The organism is Microbacterium sp. 1S1 (assembly GCF_008271365.1).
Classification (GTDB): domain Bacteria; phylum Actinomycetota; class Actinomycetes; order Actinomycetales; family Microbacteriaceae; genus Microbacterium.
Window position 1 is genome coordinate 2,725,822 of sequence record NZ_CP043430.1, and the last position, 13,309, is coordinate 2,739,130.

Sequence of the window (13,309 nt, forward strand, 5' to 3'; positions counted from 1 at the left end):
CTCCGTCTCATCTCGGCTGGTCCGCGACGCGATACGCGTCGCGGACCAGCCATTTTTCTTCGACACGAACGAGCACGACGATCGTCGCCGCCTCTGGCGCGGCCCCGTCGATGAGCGGCGGGAGCTCCAGGACGGCGATGTCTCCGTACCGATCCACGAGCGCCGCGTCCCCCGCGGCGCCGACCTCGGCCACGAGATCCACGATCTGCGGGGATCCGTCCGCCATGGCAGGAGCGCACACGTCATCACCCCGCTCCGCGCACGCCCTGATCTCTGCGATCAGCGCGGCCAGGGACCGCACGGGATCGTCTTCCGGCGCTGAGGGTACTGGCGCGGTTTCGGACGGGGCGGGGGACGGCGACGTCCGCTGCTCGGGTGCGCCCTCGTCCGGCGGGCGCCGAGCGACCGTCGACTCGCCGCCCGCGGAGCCGACAGCAGGATCCTCGCCCCCGCTCGGCCACAGGAGGCCCGCGAGCAACACGGCGGCGGCGCACGCACCGGCCAGGACGAAGGCGCGACCACGCCGTGGCGGCGTCCGATTTCCCGTGCTCTCTCGCGACGTGTCGTGCACCCGACGGCCCACGACCGCTCCCAGGGCCGACGTGAGGAGTTCGTACTTCTCAGACGCGACCGTATGAAGGGCCCTCCGCGATCGCCTTCGTGCCCCCCGTGGCCGCTCGACCTCCCTCGCGGGCTCCCGTCGGAGCGCCCGCGCAGCGGACTCTCCGCGATCCCGCCGCCGGAGCGCACCGGCTCCGGCGGTGAGAGCCACCGGAGCCGGGGCGTCCTCGTCCCGCTCTAGCGGGCGAGGCGCGGCGACCTCGAGCAGCTCCCGCTCCCCCTCGTCGAGCAGCCGGCGCGGCACCCGCCGCTGTCCCGCCGCCGTGCTCACACGACCGGCGATCCGGTCGAGCACGCGGGCGAGCGTCTTGTCGGCGGACTCCTCCTGCAGCCTGGCCACGATCTCCCGTGCGGAGAGCGCCGCCTGCCGCCCCTGCCCCAGCACGAACACGGGACGCCCGCCGTCGGTGAGCCACCAGATCCCCGTCGTGGTGGCGGCCTCCACAGCCCCCAATTCCCCGAGGCCCCGCAGCAGGCTGACGACGACCGTGATGGTCTCGCCGGCTGAGAGCCCCCCGCTGCTCCGGACCCTGCGATCGATGAAGGTGTCCAGCCGCTCCGTGCACCACGGAAGAAGCACGTCGTGGCCGCGCGCACGTCGGACGACGTCGACCGGAGCGCCGACGTGCTGGGCTCCGGCGTATCGCCATCCGCCCCATCCCGCGACGCGCTCGGCCTCCTGACGGACCAGAGGGCCCTGCGGTGCGGTCACGAGAGCGCCGGGAAAAGGAGAGTCCACGGAGTCCAGGAACCGGATCGTCCGATGCGCGTGCGTCAGGACGGAGGGCTCTGCCGCCACATCCTCTGGTTCGTCTGCCATGCGGACCATCACAGCCGACGCGCGCCGTGCCCGGGTGCGGATCGAGGACCCCGGCGACGGATTCGCCACCGGCGGCAACTGTGCAGGAAGGACGCGGCGCAGTGCGCTCCGCTGCACGCGAACGACGGCGTCAGGAGCGCCACGGACTCGGTAGGCTGGTCTCCATGGCAAAGCGTGCTCCCGAACCCGAGAAGCGTCCTGGGTTCTTCTCCCAGATCAAGTCCCTCTTCCGGTTCACGCGCGAGGCCTATCCGTGGCTGCCGTGGGCGCAGCTCGCGATCCTCGTCGGAGGCGTCCTGCTCGGCCTCGTCGCCGGCTACCTGATCCCGCCGTTCCAGATCTGGACGCTCGTGCTCTGGGCCATCACCGGTCTCATGCTCGGTGTGCTCGGCGCCCTCTTCCTGATGACCCGTCTGTCGACCTCGGCGATGTACACCAAGATCGACGGCATGCCGGGTGCCACCGGACACGTGCTCAGCACGAGCCTCGGTCGCCGCTGGCAGGCCTCCGACACCCCCGTCGGAATCAACCCGAAGACCCAGGAAGCCGTCTACCGCACGGTCGGACGCGGCGGCATCGTCGTCGTCGGAGAGGGCGCTCGTGGGCGGCTCACGCGCCTCGTCAACGAGGAGCGGAGCCGGGCGCAGCGCGTCGCCCACGGCGTTCCGATCACGGTGCTCTACGTCGGACATGGCGAGGACGAGGTGCCGATCGCCGACCTCGCGAAGACCATCAAGAAGCTGCCGAAGGCCATCGACAAGGCGACCATGGCCGCGGTCATCCGCCGCATCGAGTCGGTCTCGCAGTCGCTGTCGTCGCTTCCCATCCCGAAGGGCATCGACCCGACCAAGGTGCGCGCTCAGCGCCCCCGCTGATCCCCCCTCGAACCCGCGGAGCGCGGCCGTCCTCACCAGGACGGCCGCGCTTCTCACTCCGAGAGCGGCTGCTTGGGGAGGCGGCGCACCTTGGCGCGACGCCGGCGACGCTCGGGGATCATCGAGCGCATCTCGTCGAGCTTGCCGAAGCAGAACAGCCGGTCGTCCGGCTCCAGCACGACATGCTTGCGCGGGTTGGGGATGACGCTGACGCCACGGTGCAGCGTGAGCACCGTGATGTCGCGCTCCCACAGTCCCGCCTCACCCAGCGTCTTGCCGACGAGGTCGGCGGCACCGTGCACCATGAGCTCGGCGACACCGTAGCCGGTGGAGACGGTGAGGCGCTGGCGGACATCGATCTCCGGGAACGCCACCTGTCCGGCGATGTAGTCGATGATCGCGCCGGCGACGTCGAGCTTCGTCGCGGTCTCGATTCCCTGCAGACCCGGCGAGGAGTTCACCTCCATCACCAACGGCCCCTCGTCACCCTCGAGCATGTCCACACCGGCGACGCGAAGGCCCATGATCTGCGCGGATCGGACGGCGGCCCGCTCATAGACCGGGTCCAGCTCGATCGCCTCGACCGATCCGCCGCGGTGGACGTTGGAGCGGAACTCATCCCCCGCCGCGGAACGACGCATCGCGGCGACGACGCGGTCACCGACGACGAGCGCCCGGATGTCGCGGCCCCGGCTCTCCGAGATGAACTTCTGGATCAGCACGTTCTGCTTGGTCGAATGCAGCGTCTCGATGATCGCCTCGGCCACCTTGACCTGGGGCGCGAGGATGACACCGATCCCCTGGGTACCCTCGAGCAGCTTGATCACGACGGGAGCTCCGCCGACCCGCTCGATCGCCGGACGCACGTCGGCGCGGTTGCGCACGAAGGCCGTCGGCGGCATCGCGATGTTGTGGCGGGAGAGGATCTGGTTCGCCCGCAGCTTGTCCCGCGCGCTGGAGATGCCGTTCGCGGTGTTGGGCGTGTAGACGTCCATCTGCTCGAACTGTCGCACGACGGCGGTGCCGAAGTACGTGATGGAGTTCCCGATGCGCGGCAGGATCGCGTCGTAGTCGCTGAGCTGCCGCCCGCGGTAGTGCAGGTCGGGCTCGTCGGAGGTCAGGTCGATCGCGAACCGCAGCGTATTGAGCACCTTCACGTTGTGCCCCCGCTGCAGTGCGGCCGCGCGGAGGCGTTGGGTGGAGTACGCCTGCGGCGCACGGGACAGCACTGCGATCTTCACGGGGGATTTCCTGCCAGGATGTATCAGGTGAGTAGGTCTACCCATTCAAACACCCTTACCGGGTGGCGCGAGTGGGTGAGCCTGCCCGATCTCGGCGTCGACTGGATCAAAGCCAAGATCGACACCGGCGCACGGACGTCATCTCTCCACGCGTTCGACATCCAGGAGTTCACGCGCGACGACGAGGCGTGGGTGCGGTTCCGGGTCAAGCCGTGGCAGGACAGCCAGGAGGACGCGGTCGTCGTCGAGTCGCCGGTCCACGACCGGCGTGCCGTGCGCAGCTCGTCAGGACACGCGCAAGAGCGCTTCGTCGTGCAGTTGATGATCCGTCTGGTCGACCGGGAAGTGCTGGCCGAGGTGACGTTGAGCAATCGTGATGAGATGGGCTTCCGGATGCTGATCGGACGAGAGGCGCTGCGACAGGGATACGTCGTCGACCCGGCGCGGTCTTTCCTCGGCGGCCGGGCCCCGCGGGAGGCGCGCCGCCGCAACCGTGGTCGCGCCTGAGGGTCGGACGTCGATCAGGCCCGGATGAGGACGGTGCCGACGGCCTTGTCGTGCAGGCCCCGCTGGTCCGGGTCCCACACGACGGCGGGGATGACGACGATGAGCAGCAGCGTCCTCACGATCGGCCGCCACAGCCCGACCCAACCGCCGTCGAGACGCACGACGCGCATCCCGAGGATCCGGTGCCCCGGGCTGCCTCCGGCGGTCGGGATGAAGAGGATCTGCACCACCGCGAAGATCGCGAGGGTCGCGAACGGGTCGTACTGGAAGAACGCGACGGAGAGGATGACCGCGGCCGTCCAGTCGATCGCGAGGGCGCCGATCCGACGTCCAGGGCGGCCGATGCTCCCCCGCCCCGACTCCGGGAGTCCGAGTCGCTCACCGGGGTACGTGTTCACAGCATCCGTCACCCCTCCAGCCTACCGAGGCTGTGGAAGCCCTCCGATCCTGCTCACGCTGTAACACGCACGAAACAAAGCGGATACCGTGGAGAAATCCCCCGTCCGTACTGTGCAGAGTGGCCCCGAAGCCATCGATCCGCATCACAGGAGTCGTACATGTTCAAAGATTCGTCCGAGGTACTGGCCTACATCAAGGAGAACGACGTCAAATTCCTTGACATCCGTTTCACCGATCTCCCTGGTGTGCAGCAGCACTTCAACATCCCTGCGGCGACCGTCGATGAGGCCTTCTTCACGGACGGGCAGCTGTTCGACGGCTCCTCCATCCGCGGCTTCGCGAGCATCCACGAGTCGGACATGCAGCTCATCCCCGATGTGACGACGGCGTACATCGACCCGTTCCGCGAGGCGAGCACCCTCGTCATGATCTTCGACATCTACAACCCGCGCACCGGCGAGATCTACTCGAAGGACCCGCGTCAGGTCGCGAAGAAGGCGGAGAAGTACCTCTCCTCCACGGGCATCGCCGACACCGCGTACTTCGCTCCCGAGGCCGAGTTCTACATCTTCGACGACGTGCGCTACTCGGTCACCGCGGGCGAGAGCTTCTACAAGGTCGACTCCGAGGAGGCCGCGTGGAACACCGGCCGTGAGGAGGAGGGCGGCAACCTCGGCAACAAGACCCCGTACAAGGGCGGCTACTTCCCGGTGAGCCCGGTCGACAAGACGGCCGATCTGCGCGACGACATCACCCTCAAGCTCATCGATGCGGGCTTCATCCTCGAGCGTTCGCACCACGAGGTGGGCACGGCGGGCCAGCAGGAGATCAACTACCGCTTCGACACCATGGTGCACGCGGCCGACGACATCCTGAAGTTCAAGTACATCGTCAAGAACACGGCCGAGGAGTGGGGCAAGGTCGCCACCTTCATGCCGAAGCCGCTGTACGGCGACAACGGCTCGGGCATGCACACCCACCAGTCGCTGTGGAACGACGGCAAGCCGCTGTTCTACGACGAGGCCGGCTACGGTCAGCTCAGCGACATCGCACGCTGGTACATCGGCGGCATCCTGGCGCACGCGCCGGCCCTGCTCGCCTTCACCAACCCCACGCTGAACAGCTATCACCGGCTCGTCAAGGGCTTCGAGGCCCCGGTCAACCTGGTCTACTCGGCCGGCAACCGCTCCGCAGCGATCCGCATCCCGATCACGGGTTCGAACCCGAAGGCCAAGCGCATCGAGTTCCGCGCTCCTGACGCCTCCGGCAACCCGTATCTGGCCTTCGCTGCGCAGCTCATGGCCGGCCTCGACGGGATCAAGAACCGCATCGAGCCGCACGAGCCGGTCGACAAGGACCTCTACGAGCTGCCGCCCGAGGAGGCGAAGAACATCCCGCAGGTGCCCAACTCCCTGCTGGACTCGCTCGAGGCGCTCCGCGCCGACCACCAGTTCCTCCTCGAGGGCGGCGTGTTCACCGAGGAGCTCATCGAGACCTGGATCTCGTACAAGTACGAGAACGAGATCCTGCCGATCGCTCAGCGCCCGCACCCGTTCGAGTACGAGCTGTACTTCGGGGTCTGATCAGAACACGGCCATCAGCGATGAACAACCCGAGGCCCGCCTCCGCGTCCTGCGAAGGCGGGCCTCGGGCGTTCCGTCGACGTGGTCAGGGGTTGTCGGCGACGACTTCCGCCTTGAAACCCGCGGAGTCCTCCAGCCATCCCGCGTAGTGCGCGGGACCGCCGGCGTGCGGGTAGCGGTCCGCGTACAGCGGACGCCATCCGTTCGCCGGTGCCGCCGCCATGATCGCGTCCACACGGACGCGAGCGCCCGCGGCGAACGCGAGGTGGTTCACTCCCGGCGCACGGCGGTCGTGCAGCGTGCCGCGCACGTTCGGGGAGGTGGTCAGGGTGAGATACGCGCCCCCGGCGCTCCATGATTCCCCGTCATCCCATACGCTCGTGCGCACGAAGCCGACCGCCTCGAGCAACCAGCCCCACTCACGGCGTGCCGACTCGAGGTCCGAGATCCAGACTTCCACATGATGAAGACCTGCCATCCTGCCAGTCTGGCAGTCCCGCGGGCCCGCTCTTGCAGGAGTCGGCGTCCACGTCAAGCCCGATGACCCGCTTTCTTCCGCGCGGCTACGGTGAAGCCATCGCCGGGATGCCCGATCCCGCGAGTGGGAGGAACCCATGTCCACGCAGCACGCGCCGACCGCAGCATTGCTCGACGGCCGGTACCGCTTGGCCGAGGCGGTCGGCATGGGGGGCATGGCGACGGTGTACCGGGCGGAGGACATCGCCCTCGAACGCACCGTCGCGGTGAAGGTCTTCCGAGAGTCCGACGACGCCGTGATGTCCATCGAGCGGGTCCATTCCGAGAAGGCCCTGCTCGCCGGCCTGAACCATCCGGGTCTTGTCACGCTTCTCGACGCCCATCTCGATCCGGGACACACGAAGTACCTGGTGATGGAGTTCGTCCCCGGACCCACCCTGAGCACACGGATGGCTCGCGCCACCGTGACTCCGCAGGACGCCGCCGCGATCGGGGCTGACCTCGCCTCCGCCCTTCACGCCGTGCACGCCGCCGGGATCGTCCATCGCGACATCAAGCCGTCGAACGTCCTCCTCACGCCGCCCGCGGAAGGCACCGGCCGGTGGAGCGCGAAGCTGGCGGACTTCGGCATCGCCTGCGCCATCGACACCTCGCGCGTGACCACACCGGGGATCGTTCTCGGGACACTCACGTACATGGCTCCCGAGCAGCTGCGGAACGGCGAGATCCGCCCGGCCGTCGACATCTACGCTCTCGGCCTCGTCCTCCTGGAAGCGCTCACCGGCACGCCGGGCTTCGCGCCGACGCTCAGTGTCGAGTCGGCCCTGGCTCGTCTGCACCTGCCCCCGGAGATCCCGGGTGAGCTCGGCCCCGAGTGGGTCGCCCTGCTGACCGCGATGACGAGCATCGCCCCGGAGGCCCGGCCGCATGCGATGGAGGTCGAGAACACACTTCGACGTCTCGCCGGCGTCGCTGTGCCGGAGTCGCGGGCGGAGACCGCCACCGTACCCGTTCCGATGCCGGTCGGCGACGCCGCACTCCCCCGCACGCGCGCCGAGGCCCGTACCCGGCGGCGTGCCCGCTCCGCCCGTCCCGAGACATCGGTGGACCGACGTGCGCGTCGTCGTCGCGAATCGCTGCTCATCGCCGCCGTCGTCGTCCTGGGTGCCGTGACCACCGCGTCAGCCGCGCTCGTGGGCCACGGGGAGCAGGCTGTCGCGAGCTCGGGGGCGGTGTCGGACGGCTTCACGCGAGCGGTGGACGACGTCACCCCCGCCACGGTCGTCCCGGACGAGGTCGTTGCCGACGAGGCCGCGTCCACGCCGGTCTCCCCCGCGTCCCAGACCGTTGACCAGGCGGACGAGGTGGAGACTCCCGCCGCGGAGTCGGTGCCGGAGAACGCCGCGCCCCCCGCCCAGACGAACCAGGGGAAGAGCCCGGGGCGAGACGGCGACAACGGCAAGGGCAACAGCGCTAACGGCGACGACGGCAAGGGCAACAGCGCCAACGGCGACGACGGCAAGGGCAACGGCGGCCGCGGCGACAACGGCAAGGGCAACGGCGGCAAGGGCAACGCCCGCTGACACCCGTCCGTCCGACACTCGCGCGCCCACGCGGGTGTCGCTGAGCGCTGAGCGGGTTGCTGTGGAGGAAGATCGAGTGTCGGGCACCGGCAGAGGAGGGGGCGTCATGCGCCGCAGGAGACTGATCGCACCGCCGGAGCAGGGCCCCACCGTCTCGGCGCAACGGCGGTCTCCATCGACGGTGGTGGCCGGGGCCAGGGCGAACCCGTTCATGTTCGGCCTCCTCGGCGCCCTCGGCGTGCTCGTCGCGCTGATGATCGGCGGGATCGTCGGCCAGCTGGCCACCGTGCTCGTCTACATCGGCGTCGCGCTCTTCCTCGCGCTCGGCCTCGACCCGATCGTCCGGTTCATCGAGCGCAAACTCCCCCGTGCGGCGGCCGTCGCCGTCGTCGTCATCGGGGTCCTCCTGGCCTTCGCCGGGATCATCCTCGCGATCGTTCCCACACTCGTGGAACAGATCGGGAACCTCATCAAGGACGGCCCGAAGATGATCGAGGACTTCACGAAGAGCGACTGGTTCCGGGACGTCAGCGGACAGTTCGGCGGCACCATCGAGGACGCCGTCGACGGCGTCCTCGGCTTCGTGCAGAACCCCGACAACTTCCTCGACATCGGCGGCGGTGTCTTCGCCGTCGGCGCAGGGATCGCCGGCGGCCTCACGGGCATCACGATCGTCCTCATCCTCACGCTGTACTTCATGGCATCGCTGCGCAGCATGAAGCGCGTCGCCGCCCGGTTCGTGCCGGCCTACCAGCGTGAGACGTTCAGCGAGCTGCTGGAAGACGTCTCCAGCGCGGTCGGACGCTACGTGATCGGGCAGGCGAGCCTCGCGCTCACCAACGGGATCCTGAGCCTGATCTTCCTCAGCATCATCGGAGCGCCGGTTCCCGCGCTGCTTGCCCTGCTGGCGTTCATCGGTTCGATGATCCCGCTGGTCGGCACGCTCTCCGCGTCGATCCTGATCTCCCTGATCTGCCTGTTCGAGTCACCGACGACCGCACTCTTCGCGATCATCTACTACCTCGTGTACATGCAGATCGAGGCGTACGTCCTGTCACCCCGCATCATGAACAAGGCCGTGGCGGTACCCGGCGCCCTCGTCGTGATCGCCGCCGTGGCGGGTGGCGCTCTCGGCGGCATTCTCGGCGCGCTCGTGGCCATCCCGGTCGCCGCGAGCATCATCATCATCGTTCAGAAGGTCGTCTTCCCCAATCAGGACCGCAAGAAGACACCGCCGGCGGTGACGGTCGCCTGATCAGCGGACGAGGACCGCGCCCGGCTGCACCCGGACGGTGAACGCGTCGATCTCCCCGATCTCCTCACCGTCGATCTCGAACATCTGCGGAGAGGCCAGTCGGACGGCGATCCGCTCCGCGGAGACGTGCGTGGTCGAGTCGGTGCTCACGGCCTGATCGACGTTCCCGATCATGCGACGGATGCCGTTGTCCCACACCACGGAGCGCACGGTGTCGAGCCACTGCAGCGCACCGTCCGAGCTGATGAGGAGCATGTCGAGGAGACCGTCGTCGACGACGGCGTCGGGCAGCAGGCGGATCCCGCCCTGGAGCATGCCGCAGTTCCCCACGAGGAGGGTGTGGCCGCGCAGCTCCTGCGGTTCCTCATCGTCCAGCTGCAGCGTGATGTCGGTCATCTCCGTGCCGGCCAGCGCGCGCCCCATCGCCTCCACATAGGCGAGCCAGCCAGCGCGGTCCTTGAGGTCGTCGTTGGTCTCCACGAGCATCTGCGCGTCCACGCCGAAGCCGATCATGACGGAGAAGGCATGCTCCTCGCCGTCGAACTCGACCCAGCCGAGATCGATCCGGTGGGGCTCCGAGTCGCGGATGTGCTCGAGCGCCGGGAACACGCCTTCGAGCGGCACGCCGAGGTTGCGCGCGAGCAGGTTGCCCGTGCCCTGCGGGACGATCCCGAGAGCCACGTCGGTACCGACCAGCGCCTCCGCGACAGCGCGGATCGTTCCGTCTCCGCCGACCGCGATCACCAGGGCGCAGCCCTCTGCCACCGCCTCGGCCGCGACGCCACGACCCGGGTCGTCGGGAGTGGTCTGGCCCCAGCGCACATCCGCCTCCTCGCCGAATGCCAGGGTGACGGCCTCCTCGAGAACGTCCCGGTCGGACTTGGTCGGGTTCCAGATCACACCGATGCGAGGAGAGGTCATACGCTCAGCCTGGGTGACGGACCGCGATCGTGCAACTCGACCGGCCGTCTAGCCGTAGAAGAGCTGCTCGAAGGTTCGCCGGGCACGCCGGGTGATCGCGAGGTAGTCCTCTTCGAGGGGCGTCGCCGAGCGGGGCGGATAGCCGAGCAGACGCGCCAGGGCATCGAGCTGACGCCGGTCGGCGGGCAGCACATCGCTCGTCTGCCCCGTGAGCAGCGTGATGCCGGACCGGAGCCGGCTCGACAGAAGCCAGGCGGCCCGCAGCCGCTCCGCGTCGTCCTCCTGGACGAGCCCGGCCTCGACGGCGGCGTCGAGCGCATGCAGGGTCGACGTCGTGCGGAGGCCGGGGACGCCGGTCGCATGCTGCAGCTGGAGGAGTTGCACGAGCCACTCCACGTCGCTGAGCGTTCCCGGTCCGAGCTTCAGGTGCCGGCGCGGGTCCGTGCCCTGCGGCAACCGCTCCCCCTCGACGCGGGCCTTGATGCGCTTGATCTCCCGCAACCCCTGGAGGTCGACCGCCTCCGGATAACGGATGCTGTCCGCAAGCTCGATGAACCGGCCGATGAGCTTCGCGCTCCCGGCGACGCCACGTGCGCGCAGCAGCGCCTGCGCCTCCCATGACAGCGACCACCGGCGGTAGTAGGCCGCGTACGCCTCGATGGACCGCACGATCGGGCCGTTGCGACCCTCGGGCCGGAGGCCGGCGTCCAGCTCGAGCGGAAGGCGATGGTCGGTGAGATGCTCACGGAGACCGGCGACGATCCTCGTCGCCAGCTTCTCGGCGCGTCCCGGGTCGACGCCGTTGGCGTCGTACACGTACAGGACGTCCGCATCGGAGCCGAAGCCGAGCTCGGCGCCACCGAATCGCCCCATCCCGATGACCGCGAAGTCGAGCGTCGCGTCCTCCGGCGGGACGACCTCCCGGAGGACCGCACGAAGACCTGCCTGGATCGTCGCATCGGTGATGTCGGTGAGCGCGGTGGCGACCTCTTCGATCGTGACGACATCGAGCACGGCGGCCATGGCCGTTCGCAGCAGCTCGCGTCGGCGGAGCGCTCGCACGGCCCGGAGCGCGTCGGCGACCGTCTCATGACGCGTCTGGATCGCTCGTGCCTCCTCGTCCAGGGCCCGCGCGCTGCGGGGGCGGAGTCGCTCCGCGCTGTCGAGCCAGGCCACCGACTCCGGGATCCACTCCAGCAGCTCGCCGATGTACCGGGAGGAGGAGAGCAGGCGCGTGAGGCTCTCCGCCGCCCCGGACGAGTCGCGCAGCATGCGCAGGAACCACGACGTGTCGCCCAGGCGCTCGCTGATGCGGCGGAAGGCGAGGAGACCGTAGTCGGGGTCGCTGCCGTCGGCGAACCAGCGCACCATCACGGGCATCAGGTGACGTTGGATCGTCGCCTTGCGACTGAGGCCCCGCGTCAGCGCGCCGATGTGTCTGAGGGCTCCGGCCGGATCCCGGAAGCCGATCGCCGCGAGCCGGTCGTGGGCCTGCTCTGCGGAGAGGGTGCGCTCCTCCTCCGGCAGTCCGGCCACCGCACTCAGGAGCGGGCGGTAGAAGAGCCGCGTGTGGATCTCCCGCACCTCCCTCCGCACGCTCTCCCACCGTGCCCAGACGCCTTCCCCCGTGTCCGCGAGCCCGGTGCTGCGGGCCAGGATGCGCCGTCCTGCCGGGGTCTTCGGCATCAGGTGGGTGCGGCTGAGGTCTCGGAGCTGCAGCCGATGTTCCATGAGCCGCAGCACGCGGTAGTCGTCCGCGAAGGTCGCCGCATCCGCCCGGCCGATGTACCCTCCCGCGACCAGTGCGTCCAGGCTCTCCAGCGTGCCGCGCGTACGGAGGGAGGCGTCGGTGAGGCCGTGCACGAGTTGAAGGAGCTGCACCGTGAACTCGATGTCACGCAGTCCGCCCGCGCCGAGTTTGAGCTGGTAGGGGGCGTCCTCCGGGTCGATATGCTCCATGACCCGCTCACGCATGCGCTGGACGCTCTCGACGAACTCCTCTCGGGCGGCACTCGACCACACGCGCGGCTGCACCGCGTCGATGTAGGCCGCTCCGAGGTCCGCGTCCCCGGCGAGCGGACGTGCTTTCAGCAGCGCCTGGAACTCCCAGCTCTTCGCCCAGCGGTCGTAGTACGCCACGTGAGAGGCGAGAGAGCGGACGAGCGCGCCCTGCTTGCCCTCGGGACGCAGTGCCGCATCGACCTCCCAGAGCGGCGGCTCGACCTCGATGGCGCTGAGGTTCCGCATCGTCTCCCGCGCCAGTCGTGTGGCGATGTCGATCGCCTGCGGCTCGGACAGCGTCTCCTCGTCGCTCGTGCCCCCGACGAAGATGACGTCGACGTCGCTGACGTAGTTGAGCTCCCGCGCCCCTGCCTTGCCCATACCGATGACGGCCAGCCGCGTCGCGGCGACGGCATCGCGGCCGGCGGACGGTGCCTGACGGGCTCGGGCGATGGCGAGAGACGCCTCGAGCGCGGCGCCCGCGAGGTCCGCGAGGGCGGCCGCGACGACGGCGACGACCTCCTCCGGCCGGGGATGGCTGAGATCGAAGGCCGCGATCTCCGCGAGGTTCCGTCGGTAAGCGACGCGGAGCGCGACGATCGTCTCGTCTTCCGCCGAGACGGCGAATCCGTCCGCCGCACCGACGGCGGCCAAGAGGCGGTCCGTCCAGACGTCCGCCGCGGGCAACACGTCCACGGGTGTCGCGAGCACGTCCAGCTCGTGCGGGTGACGGAGGAAGAACTCGGCGAGCCCGACGGAGGCTCCGAACACCCGCCAGACGCGCCGACGCGTGGCCTCGTCGTCGACGAGCGCGCGCAGCGCGGACGTGTCGCGGCGCGCCACCCGGAGCATTCCCCGGACGGCCGCATCGGGGTCGGCGGCGACCGCCGCCTCGAGCAGCAAGGCACGCGGCACCTCGAGCAGACTCTCCAGTTCGGCCAGCGACGCCGCGGCCTCGCTCAGCTCGGAGAAGCCGAGCCGGGCGAGGGCCGAGAGCGAGACGGAGGCGTCCGGGCGAGCCATGCG

General features: G+C 69.5%; 11 protein-coding genes. 5 read left to right on the plus strand and 6 right to left on the minus strand.

Translation table 11 applies throughout. The features are described from left to right. Positions 1 to 7 precede the first annotated feature (7 nt). Positions 8 to 1,441 (minus strand): hypothetical protein, encoded by a 1,434-nt coding sequence (locus FY549_RS16795; protein ID WP_259613962.1) that lies wholly within the window; start codon positions 1,439 to 1,441, stop codon positions 8 to 10. Between the two features lie 164 nt (positions 1,442 to 1,605). On the opposite strand from FY549_RS16795, the gene FY549_RS13205 reads away from it, so the two are divergent. Then, positions 1,606 to 2,316: a DUF4191 family protein gene (locus FY549_RS13205; protein ID WP_149085418.1), complete on the plus strand. Its 711-nt coding sequence runs from the start codon at positions 1,606 to 1,608 to the stop codon at positions 2,314 to 2,316. A gap of 53 nt (positions 2,317 to 2,369) precedes the next feature. Here the strand turns inward: FY549_RS13205 and FY549_RS13210 are convergent, their stop codons facing one another. Continuing rightward, positions 2,370 to 3,557 carry a RimK family alpha-L-glutamate ligase gene (locus FY549_RS13210; RefSeq protein ID WP_101845535.1) on the minus strand — a complete coding sequence of 396 codons (1,188 nt, stop codon included), beginning with the start codon at positions 3,555 to 3,557 and terminating at the stop codon, positions 2,370 to 2,372. A gap of 18 nt (positions 3,558 to 3,575) precedes the next feature. Here FY549_RS13210 and FY549_RS13215 point away from each other — a divergent pair, with 18 nt between their 5' ends. Next, on the plus strand, positions 3,576 to 4,064 hold the full coding sequence (locus FY549_RS13215) for an ATP-dependent zinc protease (protein ID WP_149085419.1): 489 nt from the start codon (positions 3,576 to 3,578) through the stop codon (positions 4,062 to 4,064). A 14-nt stretch (positions 4,065 to 4,078) separates the two neighbouring features. Here the strand turns inward: FY549_RS13215 and FY549_RS13220 are convergent, their stop codons facing one another. Beyond that, on the minus strand, positions 4,079 to 4,474 hold the full coding sequence (locus FY549_RS13220; protein WP_200838797.1) for an RDD family protein: 396 nt from the start codon (positions 4,472 to 4,474) through the stop codon (positions 4,079 to 4,081). Positions 4,475 to 4,621: 147 nt separating this feature from the next. Here FY549_RS13220 and glnA point away from each other — a divergent pair, with 147 nt between their 5' ends. Beyond that, a complete protein-coding gene (gene glnA, locus FY549_RS13225) occupies positions 4,622 to 6,046 on the plus strand; it encodes a type I glutamate--ammonia ligase (protein ID WP_149085420.1) in 1,425 nt (474 codons plus the stop codon). 85 nt (positions 6,047 to 6,131) lie between these two features. Here the strand turns inward: glnA and FY549_RS13230 are convergent, their stop codons facing one another. Then, on the minus strand, positions 6,132 to 6,524 hold the full coding sequence (locus FY549_RS13230; RefSeq protein WP_149085421.1) for a VOC family protein: 393 nt from the start codon (positions 6,522 to 6,524) through the stop codon (positions 6,132 to 6,134). Between the two features lie 136 nt (positions 6,525 to 6,660). On the opposite strand from FY549_RS13230, the gene FY549_RS13235 reads away from it, so the two are divergent. Together FY549_RS13235 and FY549_RS13240 are read left to right on the plus strand one after the other, a co-directional pair. After that, a complete protein-coding gene (locus tag FY549_RS13235) occupies positions 6,661 to 8,106 on the plus strand; it encodes a serine/threonine-protein kinase (RefSeq protein WP_149085422.1) in 1,446 nt (481 codons plus the stop codon). Between the two features lie 106 nt (positions 8,107 to 8,212). Beyond that, the gene (locus tag FY549_RS13240; protein ID WP_149085423.1) at positions 8,213 to 9,361 is read left to right on the plus strand and encodes an AI-2E family transporter; all 1,149 of its coding nucleotides are present in this window, start codon (positions 8,213 to 8,215) and stop codon (positions 9,359 to 9,361) included. Here the strand turns inward: FY549_RS13240 and FY549_RS13245 are convergent, their stop codons facing one another. Both FY549_RS13245 and FY549_RS13250 read right to left on the minus strand, forming a co-directional pair. Further along, entirely contained in the window at positions 9,362 to 10,282 is a 921-nt protein-coding gene (locus tag FY549_RS13245) for a diacylglycerol/lipid kinase family protein (RefSeq protein ID WP_149085424.1), read from the minus strand. A 48-nt stretch (positions 10,283 to 10,330) separates the two neighbouring features. Then, the gene (locus tag FY549_RS13250) at positions 10,331 to 13,306 is read right to left on the minus strand and encodes a bifunctional [glutamine synthetase] adenylyltransferase/[glutamine synthetase]-adenylyl-L-tyrosine phosphorylase (protein WP_149085425.1); all 2,976 of its coding nucleotides are present in this window, start codon (positions 13,304 to 13,306) and stop codon (positions 10,331 to 10,333) included. Positions 13,307 to 13,309: the final 3 nt, after the last annotated feature.

Bases quoted from the DNA above. Each gene is read 5' to 3' on its own strand.
- FY549_RS13235 (WP_149085422.1), top strand. From the start codon at position 6,661: ATGTCCACGCAGCACGCGCCGACCGCAGCATTGCTCGACGGCCGGTAC.
- FY549_RS13205 (WP_149085418.1), top strand. From the start codon at position 1,606: ATGGCAAAGCGTGCTCCCGAACCCGAGAAGCGTCCTGGGTTCTTCTCC.
- FY549_RS16795 (WP_259613962.1), bottom strand. From the start codon at position 1,441: ATGGCAGACGAACCAGAGGATGTGGCGGCAGAGCCCTCCGTCCTGACG.
- FY549_RS13245 (WP_149085424.1), bottom strand. From the start codon at position 10,282: ATGACCTCTCCTCGCATCGGTGTGATCTGGAACCCGACCAAGTCCGAC.
- glnA (WP_149085420.1), top strand. From the start codon at position 4,622: ATGTTCAAAGATTCGTCCGAGGTACTGGCCTACATCAAGGAGAACGAC.
- FY549_RS13215 (WP_149085419.1), top strand. From the start codon at position 3,576: ATGTATCAGGTGAGTAGGTCTACCCATTCAAACACCCTTACCGGGTGG.
- FY549_RS13240 (WP_149085423.1), top strand. From the start codon at position 8,213: ATGCGCCGCAGGAGACTGATCGCACCGCCGGAGCAGGGCCCCACCGTC.
- FY549_RS13250 (WP_149085425.1), bottom strand. From the start codon at position 13,306: ATGGCTCGCCCGGACGCCTCCGTCTCGCTCTCGGCCCTCGCCCGGCTC.
- FY549_RS13230 (WP_149085421.1), bottom strand. From the start codon at position 6,524: ATGGCAGGTCTTCATCATGTGGAAGTCTGGATCTCGGACCTCGAGTCG.